Annotated in this window: 19 protein-coding genes; 12 read left to right on the forward strand and 7 right to left on the reverse strand. The window is 55.3% G+C overall.

Annotated features, from left to right (window positions below):
• The first annotated feature begins 2 nt into the window (after positions 1-2).
• The 7 genes from ELY38_RS15200 (at position 3) to ELY38_RS15230 (ending at position 8,493) form a co-directional block, all read left to right on the forward strand.
• Positions 3-1,199: an ABC transporter permease gene (locus ELY38_RS15200; protein ID WP_127063082.1), complete on the forward strand. Its 1,197-nt coding sequence runs from the start codon at positions 3-5 to the stop codon at positions 1,197-1,199.
• Positions 1,196-2,161: an ABC transporter ATP-binding protein gene (locus ELY38_RS15205; RefSeq protein ID WP_127063083.1), complete on the forward strand. Its 966-nt coding sequence runs from the start codon at positions 1,196-1,198 to the stop codon at positions 2,159-2,161. Before ELY38_RS15200 ends, ELY38_RS15205 begins: the two co-directional genes overlap by 4 nt.
• On the forward strand, positions 2,151-2,924 hold the full coding sequence (locus ELY38_RS15210; protein WP_246009160.1) for an ABC transporter permease: 774 nt from the start codon (positions 2,151-2,153) through the stop codon (positions 2,922-2,924). Before ELY38_RS15205 ends, ELY38_RS15210 begins: the two co-directional genes overlap by 11 nt.
• A 249-nt stretch (positions 2,925-3,173) precedes the next feature.
• The gene (locus tag ELY38_RS15215; protein ID WP_127063085.1) at positions 3,174-4,376 is read left to right on the forward strand and encodes a thiamine pyrophosphate-dependent dehydrogenase E1 component subunit alpha; all 1,203 of its coding nucleotides are present in this window, start codon (positions 3,174-3,176) and stop codon (positions 4,374-4,376) included.
• Between the two features lies 1 nt (position 4,377).
• Positions 4,378-5,355 (forward strand): alpha-ketoacid dehydrogenase subunit beta, encoded by a 978-nt coding sequence (locus ELY38_RS15220; RefSeq protein WP_127063086.1) that lies wholly within the window; start codon positions 4,378-4,380, stop codon positions 5,353-5,355.
• A 16-nt stretch (positions 5,356-5,371) separates the two neighbouring features.
• Positions 5,372-6,628, forward strand: coding sequence for a 2-oxo acid dehydrogenase subunit E2 (locus ELY38_RS15225; protein ID WP_127063087.1), 1,257 nt, complete (start codon positions 5,372-5,374; stop codon positions 6,626-6,628).
• Positions 6,629-6,633: 5 nt separating this feature from the next.
• On the forward strand, positions 6,634-8,493 hold the full coding sequence (locus ELY38_RS15230) for a protein kinase domain-containing protein (RefSeq protein WP_127063088.1): 1,860 nt from the start codon (positions 6,634-6,636) through the stop codon (positions 8,491-8,493).
• Here the strand turns inward: ELY38_RS15230 and ELY38_RS15235 are convergent.
• From ELY38_RS15235 to ELY38_RS15265, 7 genes are all read right to left on the reverse strand, one after another.
• The gene (locus tag ELY38_RS15235) at positions 8,480-9,127 is read right to left on the reverse strand and encodes an ABC-type transport auxiliary lipoprotein family protein (RefSeq protein ID WP_127063089.1); all 648 of its coding nucleotides are present in this window, start codon (positions 9,125-9,127) and stop codon (positions 8,480-8,482) included. The genes ELY38_RS15230 and ELY38_RS15235 overlap by 14 nt on opposite strands.
• Positions 9,124-10,065, reverse strand: a complete 942-nt coding sequence (locus tag ELY38_RS15240; protein ID WP_127063090.1) for an MlaD family protein — start codon at positions 10,063-10,065, stop codon at positions 9,124-9,126. Before ELY38_RS15240 ends, ELY38_RS15235 begins: the two co-directional genes overlap by 4 nt.
• Before the next feature lie 7 nt (positions 10,066-10,072).
• The gene (locus ELY38_RS15245; RefSeq protein ID WP_185859000.1) at positions 10,073-10,909 is read right to left on the reverse strand and encodes an ABC transporter ATP-binding protein; all 837 of its coding nucleotides are present in this window, start codon (positions 10,907-10,909) and stop codon (positions 10,073-10,075) included.
• A complete protein-coding gene (locus tag ELY38_RS15250) occupies positions 10,906-12,018 on the reverse strand; it encodes an MlaE family ABC transporter permease (RefSeq protein ID WP_127063092.1) in 1,113 nt (370 codons plus the stop codon). The genes ELY38_RS15245 and ELY38_RS15250 overlap by 4 nt, the downstream gene beginning before the upstream one ends.
• Positions 12,019-12,098: 80 nt before the next feature.
• The gene (locus tag ELY38_RS15255; RefSeq protein ID WP_127063093.1) at positions 12,099-12,920 is read right to left on the reverse strand and encodes an IclR family transcriptional regulator; all 822 of its coding nucleotides are present in this window, start codon (positions 12,918-12,920) and stop codon (positions 12,099-12,101) included.
• Positions 12,921-13,005: 85 nt separating this feature from the next.
• Entirely contained in the window at positions 13,006-14,214 is a 1,209-nt protein-coding gene (locus ELY38_RS15260) for a 3-oxoadipyl-CoA thiolase (protein ID WP_127063094.1), read from the reverse strand.
• Positions 14,215-14,271: 57 nt separating this feature from the next.
• Positions 14,272-15,795: a 3-hydroxyacyl-CoA dehydrogenase gene (locus ELY38_RS15265; protein WP_127063095.1), complete on the reverse strand. Its 1,524-nt coding sequence runs from the start codon at positions 15,793-15,795 to the stop codon at positions 14,272-14,274.
• 236 nt (positions 15,796-16,031) lie between these two features.
• Here ELY38_RS15265 and ELY38_RS15270 point away from each other — a divergent pair, with 236 nt between their 5' ends.
• The 5 genes from ELY38_RS15270 to ELY38_RS15290 all read left to right on the forward strand — a co-directional run.
• Entirely contained in the window at positions 16,032-17,183 is a 1,152-nt protein-coding gene (locus ELY38_RS15270) for an acyl-CoA dehydrogenase family protein (RefSeq protein ID WP_127063096.1), read from the forward strand.
• Positions 17,183-18,784 carry a class I adenylate-forming enzyme family protein gene (locus tag ELY38_RS15275; protein ID WP_127063097.1) on the forward strand — a complete coding sequence of 534 codons (1,602 nt, stop codon included), beginning with the start codon at positions 17,183-17,185 and terminating at the stop codon, positions 18,782-18,784. Before ELY38_RS15270 ends, ELY38_RS15275 begins: the two co-directional genes overlap by 1 nt.
• Positions 18,781-19,233: a PaaI family thioesterase gene (locus tag ELY38_RS15280; protein WP_127063098.1), complete on the forward strand. Its 453-nt coding sequence runs from the start codon at positions 18,781-18,783 to the stop codon at positions 19,231-19,233. Before ELY38_RS15275 ends, ELY38_RS15280 begins: the two co-directional genes overlap by 4 nt.
• Positions 19,230-20,630, forward strand: a complete 1,401-nt coding sequence (locus ELY38_RS15285) for a hypothetical protein (protein WP_127063099.1) — start codon at positions 19,230-19,232, stop codon at positions 20,628-20,630. Before ELY38_RS15280 ends, ELY38_RS15285 begins: the two co-directional genes overlap by 4 nt.
• A 176-nt stretch (positions 20,631-20,806) precedes the next feature.
• On the forward strand, positions 20,807-21,030 hold a 224-nt coding region (locus ELY38_RS15290), incomplete at its 3' end, for an electron transfer flavoprotein subunit beta/FixA family protein (protein WP_422822340.1).

Raw genomic sequence — 21,030 nt, forward strand, 5'->3', positions numbered from 1 at the left:
TAATGTCGCTTCTGGATGCGCTACCCACGCCTAAATTAAGGCGTGGTGGGTACCCTAATGCTGTTTTAGTCAGCATGAGTATCGTGATGCTGGCAGTACTTTGGGGGCTGGATGCCGTTAGCGTGGCGCCTAACCGCATTGTTCAAGGCACGGGTGTCGGTGTGCTGGGGGCAATCGGCTTACCAGGAGCGTTCTTGGCGTCTCTTCTGATATTGGCTATCGGCGGCCTGGCTTGTCAGCCAGGCCGCACCAACTATGCAGCGGCCTTGGGCGCGGTGGTTTTGCTGCTGGCGCTTATGCCGTTTGGCCTGATGGTGGCCAGTTATTTTCTGATAGACCCGGCATTACCCCAGGCACGTTTGGGAATAGGGGCCAGCTACTGGCTAATACTGTTTATCTTACTGCTGTGCTTGATCGAGCTGCGTTTGCGGCTTGCTCTGACGCGCCTCTTGCCGGGACTGCTCCTCGCGGGAGTCGGGCTTCTATGGTGGTTGTGTGCCTCTCTTTGGCTGGACGACCTGGCATTGGTTCAGGAGTTCAAGGCGCGTGATCGGCAATTTATGCGCGCGGTGGGCCAGCATATTGTCTTGGTAGGCGTGGCCGTGGGTGTAAGTATTGTACTGGGGGGACTGCTTGCCATGCTGATGCGCCGTTTTAAACGGTTGCAAAAAAGTGCGTTTGCGGTGCTCAATTTTCTACAGACCATACCCAGCCTGGCACTATTTGGTCTGCTACTGGCGCCACTTGCCTGGCTGGCCGCCAACGTGCCGGTGCTAGCGCAAGTAGGTGTTAGTGGTATTGGCAATACACCTGCGCTGATCGCCCTGGTGGCTTACAGCCTGCTGCCCATGGTACGTAATACCTATATTGCGCTGGAACAGGTAAGCCCTGATACCCTGGAAGCAGCCACTGCCATGGGAATGCGGCGTGGCCAGCAGTTCTGGCAGGTACGCTTGCCGCTGGCGTTGCCGGTGTTACTTGAAGGGGTACGCATTACGACTGTTCAGGCAATTGGCCTGACGGCGGTGGCGGCATTGATCGGTGCCGGTGGATTGGGCACGTTTATATTTCAAGGATTGGGGCAGGCTGCTATGGATATGGTGCTACTTGGTGCACTACCTATTCTCGTACTGGCCCTATTAGTGGATGCCGCCCTGGGAGCGCTGGCAGAGGCACTGCGCCCCGGAGGCATTCAATGATTGAGCTTTCACAGGTATCCAAGCGATTTGGTGATGAAACCGCCGTAGATGCCATCAACCTCAAGGTGGCCAAGGGCAAGTTTTGCGCGCTGGTAGGCACCTCGGGCTGTGGAAAGTCAACCACATTGCGTATGATCAACCGCCTGATTGAGCGTAGCAGCGGAGATATCATCCTGGATGGCCAAGCGCTTGAAGCTTACGACCCGGTCAAGCTGCGCCGCCGTATAGGCTATGTCATACAAAGCACCGGCTTATTTCCGCATTGGACAGTAGCGCGCAATATCGGCTTGGTTCCCCGGTTGCTCAAATGGCCGGCTGACGATATACAAACGCGCGTGGAAGAGCTGATGGCGCTGCTTGGCCTGCCCATTGAGGAGTTTGCCCACAAGTATCCTCACCAGCTTTCCGGCGGACAGGCGCAACGCGTGGGTGTGGCTCGCGCCCTGGCTGCCGATCCGGATATTTTATTGATGGATGAGCCCTTCGGGGCGCTTGACCCGATTACCCGTATCAAGCTTCAGGATGAGCTGGCGAGCCTTCAGGGGCGTCTGCATAAAACAGTGGTATTTGTTACCCACGATATGGATGAAGCGCTGAAACTTGCCGATCACCTGGTGGTGATGCGTGACGGCTTGATTGTGCAGCAGGGTACGCCGCTGGCGCTTTTGCAGCATCCCAAGGATCCCTTCGTGGAATCTCTGCTGGGCGGGCTTGAACGCGGTCTGAAGCAGGCGGCATTGACGCGTGTAAAAGACCATATGTCATCTCTGGGGCCTACCTTGCCTTCGCAGTATCGTATTTCGGCCGACTTTTCTCTGCGCCAGGCACTTTCCATGATGCTGCGCGATCATACCGACCGCCTCGCCGTTGTCGATCAGCACGATGTGCCGATCGGTGAGTTGTCGCTGCGTAAAATCGTCAAGGAAGCTCAGCTGGAAAAAGGGAGCATGCGTGAAGCATAGCGATCAGCACGCGGATAGACGCCTATGGATACGCTCATTAATCTGGGGCTTGCTGCTCGTTGTCTGCGTTGTGGGTATTGCACACGCAGAAGGGCTTTTTCGCTGGCTGGAGCCGGATGCCAGACAGGTTATCTACCAGCGCGCCCAGTTTTATGAGCTGCTTGGGCGCCACCTCTTGGTGGTGGGGATAGCCGCCTTGGTCACTATTTTCTTTGGCGTAGGTGCAGGGATTGCCGTCACGCGCAAAAAAGGTCGCGACTTTTTGCCGCTGGTGGCGCAGCTGGCGTCCTTGGGCCAAACCTTTCCGCCGGTCGCCGTACTGGCGCTTGCCGTGCCGGTCCTTGGGTTCGGCACGCTGCCGATTATCATAGCGTTAATGCTTTATGGCCTGTTGCCTATTGTGCGCAATACACTGGCGGGGCTGCAGGATGTGAATGAAGAAATCAAGGTGGCTTCCCGCGCCATGGGGATGACGCCACTACAAACGCTCTATCAGGTGGAGCTGCCCCTAGCCGCGCCAGTCATACTGGCCGGTATACGTACCTCGGTGACGATCAATATTGCAACCGCAGCGCTTGGTGCCACCGTTGGTGCCAGCAACCTGGGCGACCCGATTATTGCCGGCATCATCAATGGCAACATGGCCTATGTGACGCAGGGCGCGCTGATTATTGCCTTGCTCGCCTTGACCATTGATAGTTTGTTTGATGGGCTGCAAGGGAGGTTACGCCAACGGCTGTCTTCTCCTCAGCGTTTATCTTGAGTGTACGTCTTCAAAACGTTCATTCTTAGGGCCTGATATTAAGAACTTGGGCCCAGCTATCTTGCTGGTAAGTCCTCCCAATCAGGTCTTTATCTACCTGATCTATTCGTCTTAAGTGGTATCCCTAAAGTCCTTGTGCTGCGTTATCGTCGCAGTAGTTGCGTTGACTCAAACCAGATAAATCCACTGGCATAAACGGTCATCACGAACAACACTGCCCTCAAAAGGGGTAAAACAAGGATAATAATGATGACGAACCACGTACACCAGCCGGTCTTCATGACCGGCGATGAACTTTCTATTGCTACCTTCAGTCTGCTTGACGCAGAAGGCGAGCTTTACAGCGGCGCTACAGAGCCACCGCTTGAGCGTGAACATGCGCGCAGGCTTTATCAGGCAATGCTGGCCACGCGTATTCTTGATGAGCGGATGATGGCGGCCCAGCGCCAGGGACGACTCAGTTTCTACATGCAGTGCATGGGCGAGGAAGCGGCTGTTATCGGAGCCACCGCCGCCTTGAACGATGCCGATATGATCATGGCCCAGTACCGCGAGCAAGGTGCGCTGATGTATCGCGGTTTCTCCATTGATGAGTTCATGAATCAGCTGTTTGGCAATGAGCTGGATTATGGCAAGGGGCGGCAGATGCCGGTCCATTATGGCTCGCGCAAGCTCCACTACATGACGATTTCCTCGCCTTTGGCAACTCAGATTCCTCAGGCGACGGGCTACGCCTACGGCCAGAAACTGGCAGGTGATGGCCTTTGTACGCTGACCTTCTTTGGTGAAGGAGCGGCGTCTGAGGGGGATTTCCATGCCGCGCTGAACATGGCCTCGGTACATAAGGTGCCGGTCATCTTTTTCTGCCGCAACAATGGCTATGCCATTTCCACTCCGGCAGTCGAGCAGTTTGCCGCCGACGGTATTGCGCCACGCGCATTTGGCTATCACATGCACGTTCTGCGTGTGGACGGCAACGATGTGCTGGCGGTCTATGAAGCCGTACGTCAGGCGCGCCAAATCGCGGTTGAACACAACCAGCCCGTGCTTATTGAAGCCATGACCTACCGGCTTGCCGCCCACTCGTCCTCAGACGACCCGTCGGGATACCGGCTGAAAAGCGAGGAAGAGACTTGGCGGCTTAAAGACCCCGTGCTGCGTATGCAGAAGTGGCTGTTAAAAAGAGGCTGGTGGAGCGAAGAAGAGGAAACCCAGCAGCAGGAATCGTTGCGCCGGGAAGTGCTGGATACCATGAAGCGCGCGGAGAAACGTGTCTCTCCGCCGTTGGAAAGTCTGGTGAGCGATGTCTACGCCGATGTTACCCCTGAGCTTCAGCGCCAGTTTGATCAGTTGAAAAAGCATATCCGCCGCTATCCGGATGCCTACCCGCGGGGCGCGCGATCTCTGGATCTAGACGTTGAGACCCATATTGACTCGCAGGGAGATGCGTAACATGCCCACCATGAATATGTTGCAGGCGATCAATAATGCGCTGGATATTGCCATGGCCGAAGACGAAAAAGTCATCTGCTTTGGCGAAGACGTGGGTATTTTTGGCGGAGTCTTCCGCGCTACAAGCCATCTTCAAGAAAAATATGGCAAAACACGCTGCTTCAATACGCCGCTGGTAGAGCAGGGCATTATCGGTTTCGCCAATGGCCTTGCTGCCCAAGGTTCGGTACCCGTAGCGGAAATTCAATTTGCCGACTATATCTTTCCTGCCTTTGATCAGATCGTGAATGAAACCGCCAAGTACCGTTATCGCTCGGGTGACCTGTTCAATGTAGGTGGGCTGACCATCCGCACACCCTACGGTGGGGGAATCGCCGGTGGCCTGTACCATTCCCAATCGCCTGAAGCCTACTTCACGCATACGCCTGGCTTGAAAGTGGTGGTGCCGCGTAATCCCTACCAGGCTAAAGGGTTACTTTTAGCGGCTATTCGTGACCCTGATCCGGTCCTCTTCCTGGAACCCAAGCGGCTTTATCGCGCCGCTGTAGGGGAAGTGCCCGAAGAGGATTACCAGCTTCGCTTGGGCGAGGCTGAAGTTATCAAAGAGGGCAGTGATATCACCGTCGTGGGCTGGGGGGCTCAAATGGAAGTGATCGGCAAGGCTGTGGAACTTGCCGAAGAGCAGGGTATTGCCTGCGAAGTGATTGACCTGCGCTCCCTGCTACCCTGGGATGCCGATACTGTTGTTGAGTCCGTCCTCAAGACAGGTCGTCTGGTGGTTAGCCATGAGGCACCACTGACCGGTGGCTTTGCCGGTGAAATAGCTGCGACCATTCAAGAGCGTTGTTTTCTCTACCTGGAATCGCCGATTAGGCGGGTAACCGGGCTGGATACGCCTTTTCCTCTCGCATTGGAAAAAGAGTATTTGCCCGATCACCTGAAAATTTTTGAAGCGATTCGCGAAAGCGTTAATTTTTAGCGCAAGGAGAAGAACAATGAGCGATTTTAAATTGCCGGATATTGGCGAAGGCATTGTCGAATGTGAAGTAGTGGAGTGGCGGGTTGCCCAAGGCGATGCCATTGAAGAAGACCAGCCCATTGTCGAGGTGATGACAGATAAAGCGCTGGTGGAAATCACCGCGCCTGAAGCGGGAGTCATCACCCAACTGTATGTTGCTCAAGGGCAAATTGCCAAAGTGCATGCACCGCTATACGCCTATCAGGCACAAGGCGAAGAGGGTGCGCCAGTCACCCAGGAAAAGCCCGAAACATCTCCCGTCCGGGAAGCAGAAACGCCCGTTGAGCTGAATCAAACAACGCCAGCCAGCCCGCCTTCTCATACGACGAGTGCCCATGGCAAGGTGCCGGCAAGCCCAGCCGTGCGTCGTTTGGTGCGCGAACATGGCGTGTCACTAACCGCCATCGCCGGTAGCGGCAAGAATGGCCGGGTGCTTAAAGAGGATGTGCTCGCGCATGTTGAGGCGCAGAGCATCTCTTCACCTGCTGTTACTGTATCCTCCGGCGCCGATGTCAGTGGTTCAGTATCCGCCCCCCGGGTTGAGCCCTTACGGGGCGTGCGCGCCGTCATGGCCAAGCGGATGGTTGAGTCTGCTACTACCATTCCGCACTTCCATTACGGTGAAGAGGTTGATGTCACCGAACTTTTGGCGCTGCGCGAGCGCTTGAAGCCTCAGGTTGACGCCCTAGGTGAACGGCTAACACTGATGCCGTTTTTCATGAAGGCGCTGGCATTGGCCCTTGCCGAACATCCCATCCTTAACGCCCGGTTAAACGAGGCGGGCGATGAGCTTCTTTATTACCCTCAGTGCAATATCGGGATGGCGGTAGACGGAAAAGCAGGTTTGATGGTGCCCAATATCAAAGGTGTAGAGCACCTGACGCTTTTGGAAATCGCCCGCGAGGTAGGTCGTTTAACCGCTGCCGCCCGTGAGGGGCGTGTGAACCAGGCCGACCTTACAGGCGGTACCATCAGCATCTCCAATATTGGTGCTTTAGGGGGCACTTATGCGGCACCCATTATCAATGCCCCAGAAGCCGCTATTGTCGCGCTCGGTAAAAGCCAGTGGCTGCCGCGTTTTGATGACCAAGGGGTGGTTCAGCGGCGCGCTATCATGACAATTACTTGGGCCGGGGATCACCGTTTTATTGATGGTGGGACCATTGCGCGGTTTTGTAACACTTGGAAGGGATTTCTGGAGGCCCCCGAAACCATGCTGCTTCATCTGTCCTAATCACCATGCCACAGGCGCCGTTACAGCAGTTCTATATACCCGAGGAGCAGTCGGTCTATCTGCTGAATCACCAGGACGCGCAGAAGCTCAAGGATTGGGTAGCACTTTGCCAGGCGCAGCTTGCCCAACTGGGGTATCAGGACATCGAGCTGATTGGAAAGGGCGCCTACGGTTTTGTCTTTGCCGGGAGTACCTCGGCGGGCAGTACCGCAGCTCATTATGTCTTCAAGTTCTCCCGTATTACGCTACCGACCCACTTGCAGGAGCGCCTCGAAGAAGAGGCGTTCATGCTGGATCAGGTCTCGCACCCACGCATTCCCCGTTTGATTACCTATCAGCGTGCTCGAGGGCAGTCCATTCTGGTGATGGAGCGCGCACCCGGTTGGAACTTGGAGCAGGTGTCGCTGAAAGAGGGTCGCCTTTCGCCACGCTTGATCATCTGTATTGCCCGACAGCTTGCCGAACTCCTCGTCGCTCTGCGCCAGGAAACCGGCCCTAAATCCCGGCCGGTAGTACACGGCGATATCAAACCTTCCAACTTGGTCTTTGACCCGGCAACAGAATCGGTTGCCCTGATCGACTGGGGCTCATCGGTATTTGCCCAGTTGGATGCCAGGCTTCAGTTTATCGGCGTCAATGTGATGGAACTGATGTCGGATAACCTGCAACAAACCAATGCCCGGCTAGGAGATGTGTACTTCATCGGCGAAGAGCAGCTCAATGGTGCGTTGTCTTCACCGCGGTTTGACGAGCAGGGCGTTGCCGGCACGCTGTATGCATTGGCTTCTGCTCAGTCCTGCCGATTTGGGCATCGGGCTATTCCTGCCAGTTCGCTGGGCTTGCCGGTGGAGTTTGCTCGTACCTTGGATGGCATGCTCGACCCCGACCCGCAGGTAAGGTGCAAAGCTGGTGATTACTTCCTGCAGGCCATGCCGCGTATGGCCCGCGCCGTCATGATTGATCTGCCAGTTGCCCCACCGGCGCCGCTGGTGCCGGTATGGGCACGCTCTGCCCGCCAAGAAATAGATACGGTCGTCTACAGCTCGCGTAAGGCCTTTTTAAGGGAAGCCGATGCTCAGGAAACCCTGAATGACGTCAACGATGTCCAGCTGGATCGCTACTACAAGCAGTTTATGCAGGGGATGGGTGAAACTGAAAAGGCGTTTCTAGCCTCGGTTAGCCGGTTGGGGAAATATCCCGTGGTGGGGGGGCTGGCTGTGCGCTGGGAGCGTGAGGGTATCTATATTGATTCATCGTTGAACCTTCACGACCCGAGTCTGAAGCCAGCCTTTATTGAGGCCGTGAACAATATGGTGCACCTGGCCCGGGCAATTCATCGCCAAGGGGTATTCAAAAGCTGCCTGTTCAATGCCCGCCAAACCCTGCATCTGGAGCGGGCCTCGCCTGAAGTATCCTTTTATCCCGATCCCACGATGAGCATTGGCTATGAGCTTAGTGCGATGCCCGAACTTGAAAATCGTACTCGTTTGCATAGCTACTTTGAGGATGGGCCAGACCCCGAGGAGCTTCTTATACTACCGGGGTCAATCATGGGGCTTTTACGGCAGCTTAATGAGATCCATCATACTGGCATGATCATTTTCGAAGCGCTTCCTCAGCATCTCAAGATTCACAGCTATTACCGACTGCTGGATCCAGCCAAGGAGAGCGAATTTCGTACTCTGCTCGACAGTATCTTGGTCCGCGTGAACCAAATCGAAGGACTTGGGGTGTCAGGCTTCATGAAGATGCCCTACAAGGACACGCGCTTTTTTACCCACCTAGAACGCCAGCCGGAGCGTTTTTACCCCCGCGACCCGCGGGAGCACATCAGAAAAGCGGCAGCGTCTACTACTGCGAAGTGAAACGTGTGTATTCGCGATTAGAGTGCGCTGCAAGCCAGGCGGTAAGTTTTTCAACCAGGGTATCGCTGGCGCGCCCGAATGCATCCACCACGGCGGGTATTTCCACATCAGAAGCTTGGCTGGTCGTCCTGAAGCTTTCTGAGGCGAGTGGGGCGCGCGAGTCGGCCTCAACCAGCTGCACATCCAGCTGAATGACCGCGCGAGGCCAGCCATTATCATACTCACTTTGAAAGTGACGCAGCTCGCTGAGCAGCAATAGATCAGACGGCAAATGATCACTGCCCACACTTTCAAAAAGTGCGCTTTGCTGTAATCCCTCTATCAGGCGCGCCTGAATAAGATCCGGCGTATCCTCATGCCAGCGAGCACCTTCATAGACGCTGACCTGTGTATTTTCGGGATATACCACTATTCGGTTGCTGCTCAACAGGTAACCGGCCTCAGGGCTAGCCACGCCTAAGCGTTTCGTTGAAGTGGTCGACATAACTCCCTGATGGGAAGCCTCGTGGGAAGAAGGCGCAGATGCAGGCAAGCGGTAAAGCGATGGCGGGTCGTTTTCAGGCAGTATCGAACACCCCGTGCTGGTTAACAGCACCAATAAGATCAATAGGATAAAAAAGGGACGCATACTCATGGACGAAACTCCTCTACCTGATCACGGCCCAGTAAAAAGTCTCTGGGGCTCTCTTCCAGCTGGCGGGTAATACGGTCTAGCGTATTCAGCGTGGAACGTAGCGCGGAAAGCGCCGGTGCTATATCGCGTGTTCCCTGCAGAGTGCTCTCGACCGCCCCTGCATTTTGATTAACCAGCTGCTCGATTCGCTGAGCGGCGCGCGCCACATCACGGCTGGCATCGGCAGTACTCTGCATGACCTGCTGACCATCCTGCTTGAGCAGTCGGGTCGCCTCCTGGCTAAGTCCATCAATACTTTTAAGTGTGGCGGTTGCCTGACGCGACGCATCACCAAACAATGCCATGTTTTCATCCAGCGCCTGCTGTTGAGAGGCAATCATCTCGGTAATCTGGGCCACATTGGTCAGGATGCTACCGGCGTTTTCACGGTTATCGTCATTAAACAGCTCGTTGACGTTTTGCATGATGGCGTTGATGTTGTCGATCAATTCCTCGCCTTCCTCAAAGAGGGTGGCGATAGGAGAAGGGTCAGCGCGAATGAACGGCGCCTCATCATTGGTCTGATCGATTAAACGCGGGCTTTCCGGTGTGCCACTGTGAAGCTGCACCGACATGCTGCCGGTAATGCTGGCAAACGCAAGCTTGGCGCGTGTATCCATCTTGACTGGCGTATCGTCCACCACCCGGATTCTGACAATCACCTGGCGTGGATCCGTCGGGTCTAGGGTGAGCTTCGTCACATCACCCACTTCAATGCCGTTATATTGCACGGTACTGCCAACCGAAAGCCCGCTGACGCTGCGCTCGAACAGGATGCGATAAGCCTGATAGTCACGCTGCCCTGCGGCTTGGCTCATCCATAGCGCAAACAGCAGGGCGGCAGCGGCGGTTAATACCGTAAATAAACCTATTAAAACGTGATGAGCGCGCGTTTCCATGTGCTACTCACTCCTTGGGCTTGGATGTTGAAAACGTGGCGGCGGACTGCTCAGCGGCACGGCCGCGAGGTCCATGAAAGTAATCCTGAATCCATTCATCATCGGTTTGGGCGACGTTGCCGATGGTATCCACCACCAGAACACGCTTTTGAGAAAGCACGGCAACCCTGTCGCAGGCAGCATAAAGCGTGTCCAGATCATGGGTTACCAGAAAGACGCTAAAACCCAGAGCATCCCGGAGCGTGACGAGCAGCTGATCAAAGGCAGCCGCGCCGATGGGGTCAAGCCCGGCGGTGGGTTCATCGAGAAACAAGATGTCCGGGTCCAGCGCCAACGCGCGGGCGAGGGCGGCGCGTTTGATCATGCCACCAGAGAGCGAATCGGGGTACTGCAAGGCCGCTTCCGGCTCAAGCCCCACCAGTGAAAGCTTTACTCGGGCAATGCGCTCAGCATCTTCCCTGGCAAGCTTGGCATGCTCAATCAGCGGTAGGGCGACGTTCTCCTGCAAGTTGAGCGAGCTGAATAGCGCGCCTTGCTGAAAGAGAACACCAAACCGGCGCTCCACCTGGCTACGCTCCTTGTCGCTGAGTTCGCTCAGGTTGGTGCCCAGCACCTCAATGCTGCCCCCATCCGGGCGTTTTAAGCCCACAATACTGCGTAACAGTACTGACTTGCCCGTACCCGAGCCACCCACCACACCGAGTATTTCGCCGCTTAGCAGATCAAGATCCAGTGATTCATGCACCACGTGCTCGCCAAAGCGGTTTTCCAGACTACGTACCTTGATAGCCGGGGCGGGCTGAGCATTATACTGAGATGAGGTTTTAGGATCTTCGTTGCTCACCAGCCCATCTCCATGAAAAAGAGCGCGGCAAGGGCGTCAATCAAGATCACCATGAAGATGGACTGCACAACGCTTGAGGTGGTATGCGTACCTACCGACTGGGCGCTGCCGCTGACCTTGAAGCCTTCCAGGCAGCCGATAACGGCAATCACAAAGGCAAACACAGGTGCTTTGCTTAGCCCTACCAGGAAATGCACCACCGACACATCTTTCTGCAAAGTGGTCATGAACTGACCAAGCGAAATATCCAGGGATAGCACCGCCACTAGAGCGCCCCCCACTAGACCACTGATCATTCCCACAAAAGCAAGTAAGGGCAGACTGACAAGCAGGGCCATGACGCGGGGCAGGACCAGAAGTTCAATGGGGTTAAGGCCCTGGGCTTGCAAGGCATCGATCTCCTCGTTAGATTTCATCGCCCCAAGCTGTGCGGTAAAGGCACTTGCTGTGCGCCCCGCCAATAAGATGGCGGCCAACAGGACGCCAAACTCGCGCAGAAATGAAAAGGCCACAAGATCGATGGTATAAACGGTAGCGCCAAAATCTTCCAGCACAGTCGCGCCCAGAAACGCGACCACCGCACCTACCATGAAGGTCAGTAGAGCAACGATAGGAACCGCATTCAGACCGCTTTGCTGGATGTGGGCAACGGTCGCGGTTAAGCGCCAGTGGCGTGGCCGTAACAGAGTGTGCGACAGGGTGGCAAGCACCAGACCGATAAAGCCTAATAGCTGGCGCTGTTGCAACCATAACCGGACCATGTATTCACCAATGTTAGCCAGCGCATTGGTTATTCGTCTTGGATTCTGCTGACCAACGTCCAAAGGCGCTTCCATGGCCTCGGCAATGCGCGTTAAAAGTGCCTGCTGCTCTTTAGGAAGCTCGCCCGCCCAGTCATTAACCGTTTGGGCTTTTTCAGGTCCGATAATATCAATCAACAATATGGCGCCTGCGGTATCCAGGCGCTCAATATCGACCAGCGATATATCGTCTGACTGAGTTTCTAAATAAGGGGCACAAGCGTCTTTAAGCTTCTGGTAATGGGTGAGTGTCCACTCACCCTTTAATACGAGTTTTTCATCCTGCCGCGTAATCCATTCGCTTGGCATCCCTGCTCCTATACGCCTGTCTCTGTATAGCGTCTATGATGCATTCAAACGAGCGTTAGGGGAAGGTTGATAAAGTAGTCTCAGCGCATTAAGCGATATTTTGGCGCTAATTCCTGCTTGATTTGGACAGCAACTTCTTTAAGCCGAGGGCCAAGATTATTAACCAGACGATCGCGATCCAGGCGTAAACTTGAGCCTCCGCAGTTAATTGCCATGACTTCAGCGCCATCTTCTAGAATAAGAGGCATCGCCACGGCACTGATATCACGTTGCCAATCCTGCTCGGATAAACAGAATCCGTAATGGGCATAATCTTCCATGCTCTGCTTGATGCCGGCTTCAAGGGCGGGCCACTCCTTGCCATGAAACTCTGCCAGCTCGTTTAATAGCTGCTGACGGCGGGAGTCGGACAAGCCGCATAGCCAGGCCCGGCCAATGGCAGAGGTCGCAATGGGTAAGCGCGAGCCAACGTCTAGACGAATAATAAGCGGGCCACTGCCATGGCAGGTTTCGAGATACACCATATCGCTGCGGTCCGCGCCGCCAAGGCTCACGTTGCAGTCGGTAGCTTCGGCAAATTTCTGCAGATGGGGACGCGCAATTTCACGAATCCCCATGTTGGCGAGAAAGCGATAGCCAAGCGCTAGTACGCCTGGCCCTAGCCGATATTTCTCCAGATGGGTGTTGTGCTGCAGATAGCCAAGCTGGGTAAGGGTATAGGTGAGGCGCGAGACCGTCGGGCGGGGAATGCTCGTACGGTTAGAGAGTTCGGCATTGCCCAGATACTCTTCACCAGCCCCAAAGGCGCGCAGCAACTCCAGACCGCGCGCCAGCGCGGTCACAAAGTTACGATCTTTTCCAGGTAGCTGCGGGTCGTCAGCTTCAGTGTCGGTGGGTTGCATTCAATATCCCAACAATAAGTGGCTTATGGCGTGCAGTATCGCATATCTACTTAGCCGCAGCTTTCAAACCATCAACGCAAAGGCATCAACTATCCAGGCGCTCGATTACTGTCGCGATACCTTGGCCAACGCCAATGCACATGGTGACCAGCGCATAGCGCCCGCCGGTGGCTTCTAACTGGCGCAGTGCGGTCAGCACCAGACGTGCCCCGGAAGCACCCAGCGGATGGCCAATGGCGATAGCGCCGCCGTTGGCATTCAAACGGGTGTCATCTTGCGAGAGGCCAAGCTGTTGGACGCAGCCAAGTACCTGCACGGCAAATGCTTCGTTGATTTCAATGACATCCATTTGTGCAAGGGAAAGGCCGGCGCGTGCCAGCGCCTTTTGCGAGGCGGGTACTGGACCTAGACCCATGACGCGCGGCGCGACGCCGGCAACGGCGCTGGCCACGATACGCGCGCGAGGGGCCACACCCGCACGTTCACCGGCGGCCTGGGTGCCCACAATCAGGGCGGCGGCGCCATCGTTCAGGCCCGAGGCATTCCCGGCGGTAACAACACCACCCTCAAACAGCGCGCCTAGCTTGGCCAGCTTGTCTTCTGTGCTCTGCGGGCGAGGATGCTCGTCTTTATCAACCAATAAAGGCGGCTGTTTACGCCCTTGAGGAACCTCAACGCCAAACATCTCACCCTCATAAAAACCGGACGCCAGTGCCTTGGCATAGCGCGTCTGAGACCGGGCTGCAAAGGCGTCGCTGGCCTCACGGCCAATGTTCAGATCGAGGGCAATGTTGTCAGCCGTTTCCGGCATGCTGTGGCTACCGTACTCTTTGGCAATCCATGGGTTGGGAAAACGTGAGCCGATAACCGTATCATACATGACTTGGTTACGGGCATAGGGGGAATCTGCCTTGCCGAGTACATAGGGCGCACGCGACATGGATTCCACGCCGCCCGCCAGGAAAAGTTCGCCTTCGCCTAACCGGGCCGCACGGGCAGCATCCATCATCGCCGCAAGGCCGCTGCCACACAGGCGATTAACGGTTTGCCCTGCTACATCAATGGGTAAACCTGCCAGTAGCGCAGCGTGACGGGCCACGTTACGCGAGTCTTCTCCTGCCTGGTTCGTGCAGCCTGCCAGCACCTCTTCATAGCTTTCTGGCGCGAAAGGATTACGCGCTACCAGCGCTTTTAACGTCAGGCCCAGCAATTCATCAGGTCGAATGGCTGCCAAACTCCCACCGTGGCGCCCAAAGGGAGTACGTAAGCCGTCGTAAATGTAGGCGTCTTGCATGTGGATTCTCCAGATTAGTGTTTGTTCTTATGCGCAGTAGATCTTGCCCGTCATATTTCAAGCCACGGTCAAGGGCATGTGCAGTGCGGCACGGCGGCGCAGCCAGGGGCTGGGGCGATAACGCGGGTCGCCAGTGGCCTCAAGCAGGTTGTTGAGGATAGTCATGATGCGCGTGGTGCCGTAATGGTCACCCATGCGCAGCGGGCCGAAGGGATAACCCAAGCCAAGCTCAACGGCCCGGTCGATAGTGGCCGGGTCAGCTACCCCTTGCTGGGCAATATCGGCACCCACGTTGACGATGCTGGCAATAACCCGCTGAAGAACAAAACCATTGCTGTCCTGTAGGCGGCTTACCGGCGTGCCGTCGTGATGAAGCAGGCTACAAGCGGCATCAACGATATGGGATTGAGTCAGCGGGGTTGCCATCAGGCTGCGGCGTTTATCAAGCCCGGCCAGCATGTCGACAGCTACGCACTGCTTGGCATCCAGCTTCTGGCGTAGTGCGCAGGTAGTGGCATCTTCACCGAAGGGGGTAAGCAGGCAAAGTGCTTGGTCAGTAGGCCTTGCGCCAGTCTCCAGAGGCCAACCCGCCGCGTTTACCAACGCAGCCAGTGCATCAGCACTTTCGGGGTCTTCCCGACTGATCCATACCGGGCAAGGAGATGCTGGGACAATGGCCGGCTCCTCCGGTATCTGCTGCTGGCCTTCAATATAGCGATAAAAGCCTTCGCCGGTTTTGCGGCCCAGCAGGCCCGCAGCCAAACGTTGGCGTGTCAAGGGGGAAGGGCGAAAGCGCGGCTCTTCATAATACTGCTGGTATACCGACTCCATTACCGCATGAGATACATCCAGGCCGGTGAGATCCAGCAAGGTAAATGGCCCCATTCGAAATCCGCCCTGATCCACCATGATCCGGTCAATGGTGGCTGGGTTTGTCACACTTTCACCTAAAATGCGCAGGGCTTCAGTGCCGAAGGCGCGACCGGCATGGTTGACCAGAAATCCCGGTGTATCGGTTGCCTGGGCCGTAAAATGCCCCATGGCCTTGCCTAGGGCATTAACTCGCTGGACAACCTCATTTGAAGTACGCAGCCCAGGAATCACTTCCGCGATTTTCATGAGCGGCACAGGGTTGAAAAAGTGAAACCCAATGACCCGTTCTGGGTATTGGCAGGCGGCAGCAATGGCAGTTACCGACAGCGATGACGTGTTGGTGGCTAACACGGCCTGCTGACTGACGATAGCTTCCAGGTCGCTGAAAAGGCCCTGCTTGGCTTCCAGCCTTTCGACAATAGCTTCAATGACGATATCGCAGGGAGCGAGTGCGCTTAGCTCATCTGCCTTTATCAGTCGCTCACTATATTGGCTGGCCTGCTGAGTAGTAATGCGCTGCTTGTCAGCGCTTCTTTGCCATAAGCCGTTAACAAAGGCTCTGGCTTCCTCCACGGCACCTTCTTTTACATCGAAGAGCATGACATCAAGGCCTGCCTGGGCCGCCAGCTGAGCGATGCCACGCCCCATGGCGCCAGTGCCGACAATACCCAGCGTGGTGAATGGGGAAGGGGTTGACGTGTTAGTCATAGGCCAAATCCTTTCTCAAAAGTAACGGTTGTTTTAGTTTATAGTTTTGCAATGCAAAATAGCATTTCGTTTATTGACTGCCATCCTAGGCTATGCAAAAGTGCCTGACAAGCAATGTGGGCGTTAATTCCGCATGGCGAAATCAATTGCTCATGCCACTGTTAACGCTACTTGGTAGCCCTTTTTATTAAGCTCTACTTCTAACGATAAGAATTTTTTTACCGCCAGGAGCCGTCATGATTCGTGATCCCGAACTGATTAATCAGCTTGTCGATACTATCGCCCGTTTTGTTCGTGAACGTCTAATTCCCAACGAGGCGCGTCTGGCTGAAGAGGATGCGGTGCCACCAGAACTGCTTGCGGAAATGAAAGAGATGGGGCTGTTCGGTCTATCGATCCCGGAAGCCTATGGTGGCCTTGGACTGACCATGGAGGAAGAGGCGCTGGTGGCGATGGAAATTGGTAAAACGTCGCCTGCTTTTCGTTCTGTATTTGGTACCAATAACGGTATTGGTGCTCAGGGCATTTTGATTGATGGCACCGAGGAGCAAAAAGCCAGATACGTCCCCCGCTTGGCGACGGGCGAGATCCTTAGCTCATTTTGTCTCACTGAGCCGGATTCAGGCTCTGATGCTGCCAGCCTGCGTACTACCGCTGTGCGCGATGGTGATCACTATATCTTGAACGGGACCAAACGCTATATTACCAACGGGCCTGAAGCCGACCTGTTTACCGTAATGGCACGCACTAACCCGGAAAACAAAGGCGCAGGCGGCATATCCGCGTTTATTGTCGAGGGGAATACGCCCGGTTTAATACGTGGCCCGGCAGACAATAAAATGGGTCAGAAGGGCGCACACACCTGCGATATCATTTTTGATAACTGTCGTGTACCTGCCGAGAATATTATTGGCGGCAAAGAGGGCCAGGGCTTCAAAACGGCCATGAAAGTGTTGGATCGAGGGCGGCTGCATATTTCGGCAGTATGCGTCGGGGTGGCCGAGCGCCTGGTAGAAGAGTCGCTGCGCTATACCATGGAACGTAAGCAGTTTGGTGCCGCGCTTGCTGAGCACCAGCTGGTTCAGGCGATGCTGGCCGATAGTAAGACCGAAGCCTATGCGGGCAGGGCCATGGTGATGGATGCCGCACGGCGCAAGGATGATGGCGAAAACGTCTCGACACTGGCTTCTTGCTGCAAGTTGTTCTGTTCTGAAATGGTAGGCCGTGTAGCTGACCGCGCCGTGCAGGTTCATGGGGGAGCAGGCTACATGTCTGAATACGCGGTGGAGCGCTTCTACCGCGATGTGCGGTTATTCCGTATCTACGAAGGTACCACGCAAATTCAACAGCTGGTGATCGCCCGTAATATGGTGCGGGAGGCATCCTGATGGCTTTGTCGGTACCTTATCAAGCGCCGGATGAGCAGATTTTTGGGCGTCTCGCCAGTGAGCTGGTGGCAGAAATTCCTGATCGACTGAGCACACGCGTGCTTGAGAACGCACAACGCTTGGCTGACCATTCAGCGATTGTGGATGGCGATGTACGCTGGAGCTACGCTGAGCTTGGGCATGAGATAAAAGCTGCCTGTCGCTGGCTTGCCGAATTGGGTATTCGCCCAGGCGACCGCATCATGACCGTAGGTGAAAACTGTCGGGCTTTAGTGGTTTTGCTGCTCGCGGCCAGCGAAATGGACGTATGGGTGGCTATCGTCAACTCGCGGTTATCGGCACAAGAAGTCGACCTTATCCAAAACAATTGCCTGCCAAAGCGCGTTTTTTATACCTGTGAAGCCTCCCCCGAGTCATGTCAGCATGCCGAACGACACGCTGCTGATCGCTATCAGCATCCTCAGCTGGGTGGGCTTGCGATTTCACCGCTGTATGACAGCGATCCAGAGCCGGTTTGTGCAAGCGGTGCCGAGCAAGTAGCGGCGATGATCTATACCTCGGGGACAACCGGCACGCCCAAGGGCGTCATGCTGACCCATCGGGGTATTCTTTATATCGCATCTATCTCAGGCGGTATGCGCCATTTGAGCGAGGGGCAGCGTGTTTACGGAGTACTGCCCATGTCCCACGTGTTTGGTCTTTCATCGGTGTGTATGGGGTCGCTGTATAACGGTGCCTGCCTTTATACCGTGCCGCGTTTTGATGCCGCCCATTTGCTTACCACCTTAAAACAAGAACGAATTACCGTTCTTCAAGGGGTGCCCGCGATGTATGCCCGTGCGCTGGAATTTTTGAAACGCGAGCGGTGCCCGCTGGAGGCGCCCGAGCTGATTTATATCTCGGCAGGCGGCTCGCCCTTGGATAGTGACACCAAAACGCGGGTAGAAGCCGCTTTTGGTTTAACACTGCATAATGGCTACGGCTTGACCGAAGCTAGTCCTACCATCAGCCAAACGCGCATTGATGATCGTCATACCAGCAGCACCGTAGGCCGGGTGCTTCCATTACTGGAGTACCGCCTGGAGCCTCTTGGCGATAGCGGAGCACCGGAGAAGCCCGGTGATGAAGTGGGCGAGCTGTGGGTGCGCGGGCCTAATATCATGAAAGGTTACTTTCGCCAGCCTGATGCTACCCGAGCCACGCTCACCGATGATGGTTGGCTCAACACGGGGGATATCGCCAGGCTCGATCATGAAGACCAGCTGTATATTGTCGGGCGTAGCAAGGAGCTGATTATCCGTTCAGGGTTCAATATCTATCCACCTGACGTTGAAGCGGTCATTAACGAGCACCCCGCGGTCACGCTAACCGCTGTGGTGGGGCGTCAGGTTGCCGGTAATGAGGAAGTCGTGGCGTTTGTTCAGTGTGAGCCGGGAGTGGAATTGGACATGGCAGAGTTAAAGGCGTTTATTGCCGAACGGCTAGCGCCCTACAAAAGGCCTACCCAAATCGTATTGATGGACGCGTTACCTTCCACCGCCAGCGGCAAAATACTTAAGGGGCGGCTGCGGGATTTAGCTCAGCAGGAGAAGGCCTTATGAGCCAGGCTGAAAACATAGATGTGTTAATGGGTTATCACGACTTGCTGGGTATGCGGGTTGTTGAATGGCAGCCGGACCGCGCCGTTATCGAATTGACGATCGAGCCCAAACACCTTAATCGTAGTGACAATGTTCACGGTGGGGTCTTGGCCTCCATGTTGGATAGCGCTCTAAGCTTGGCAGGCTTGCACTGCAGCGTCCCTGACAATATCCGTAAGGGAATGACGCTGTCGTTAACCACCACGTTTGTAGGCCCCGCCCGCAAGGGCGTATTGACGGCCACGGGAACATTACGTGGCGGTGGGCAGAAAACGTATATGTCCAGTGGCGAAATAAGAGATGCCCAAGGGAATCTAGTCGCTATTGGAGAAGGTTCATTTCGGCGTCGCAGCGGTAGCGAATCACCTGAAGGAGTACCTGAGGAAACATCAGGGGAGCCCGGCGAGTGAGATTAGCCCGCCTGCGGGTCTCTTTACTGCTGGTCGTTACATGTTCAACGCTTGCCCACCTGGTGATAGGCAGTAATCTGGGCCAAGCCATTGGCGTAGGCGCGTTACTGCTTTATCTGCTGACACTTGGCGGGCAGCTGACGACAATGGCCAAAGGCCTACTGTTTGCAGCCGGGGCGCTAAGCCTGATCGCCCTGTGGCGTGCCCCAATGCCCGCTTTACTGTTATTTGAAGCAGGAAGTCGTTTTGCATTCTTTGCCACCTTTGTCGTGGCGCTCAGCATGTTGCGTTTACCGGCTTATCGTTCACGCCTGGTGCGCCGCTGTGGGCAATGTATGCTATTGCAGCCTCCAAGCCGCCGCTATCCTATTTTGTCGCTGGGCTCGGCGCTATTTGGCATCATTCTCAATATCGGCGTGCTTAACCTGTTTGCTGGCATGATCGAAAAGAGTAATACCCTAGAAGCTGCGCAAGGGCGCACCTGGGTCCGTGAGGCTCGCCAGCGGCGTATGATGCTAGGACTTTTACGAGGCTTTTCGCTGGCGCCGCTGATCTCGCCAATGGGTATCGGTGTCGCTGTGGTACTCTCAAGCCTTCCTCAGATTACCTGGCTTGAACTGGCCCCCTATATTCTGGGAGCAGCCGTATTAATTTTTTTGACAGGCTGGGTCGTTGATTTCCTGACGGGACCACACCCCGCTGCCGGTAGGCGCAGGGCGTTATCTCTTTCCCCTTTTCCATCACTGCAGCCGTTGGCACAGTTCAGTGGGCTGCTGTTTGGCATCGTCACACTGGTCTTTTTCATTGCTTGGTTATTAACGTTGCGCTTGCCTATCGCAGCGCTATTAGGCGCGCCCCTAGGGGCACTTATCTGGCTTGCCTGGCAGCGACGTCGGCTTGGTTATGCAGGGGTGCCTGCTGCCATTAGCGCCGTGCACCGTCAGTTACCATGGCTGCTTTCTCCAAGTGCCAATGAAATTGTGGTGCTGGGAGCGGCAGGTTACCTCGGGCATTTATGTGTCGGCCTGATGGATGTTCATCAGTTGGCACCTTTATTGAGCATTCTGAATCAGTGGGGGGCATTCAACGCTGTTATCGCCATGCTTATGGTCGTGGGGCTGGCCCAGCTAGGCATTAATCCCATCGTCACGGTTACCTTGCTCGTGGGCTTGCTGCCTTCTTTAGCTATTGAAGGGCTTTCGCCGCCAATGATCGGTGCTTCATTAATGGTGGGATGGGCGCTGGCGTTAATGTCATCGCCGATGACGGCTTCCATGCTGATCCTTTCGCGGTTTACAGGCGTGTCGGCTACACACATAGGCTATCGCTGGAACGGAAAATTTCTAACGGCCGCCATTCCCATATTAGCCATGTGGTTTATTTGGTCACCTTTTTAGTTTGCGGCAAGACTGAGCAAACACTTGATTTACACTGAACAATTTTTTAAGGTGTTTATATATTGAAATGAAGTTTCGCTATGCAAAATAAATATTATTTTGCAGCATAAACTATGCAGCGTAAGCCGAACCAGCCGCTTGCATAACATGCGGCTGTGAAAAAGGAGTATGTCTCTATGAAAATTCTTGTCGCGGTTAAACGCGTCATCGATTACAACGTCAAGATTCGCGTCAAGGCGGATCACTCCGACGTTGACCTGACCAACGTCAAAATGGCCATGAACCCCTTCTGCGAAATCGCCGTGGAAGAAGCCGTGCGCCTGAAAGAGAAGGGCGTGGCCACCGAAGTCGTTGCGGTCACCATTGGCCCTAAAGCGGCCCAGGAACAGCTGCGTACCGC

It is taken from the genome of Vreelandella nanhaiensis (assembly GCF_003990185.1).
Classification (GTDB): Bacteria; Pseudomonadota; Gammaproteobacteria; order Pseudomonadales; family Halomonadaceae; genus Vreelandella; species Vreelandella nanhaiensis.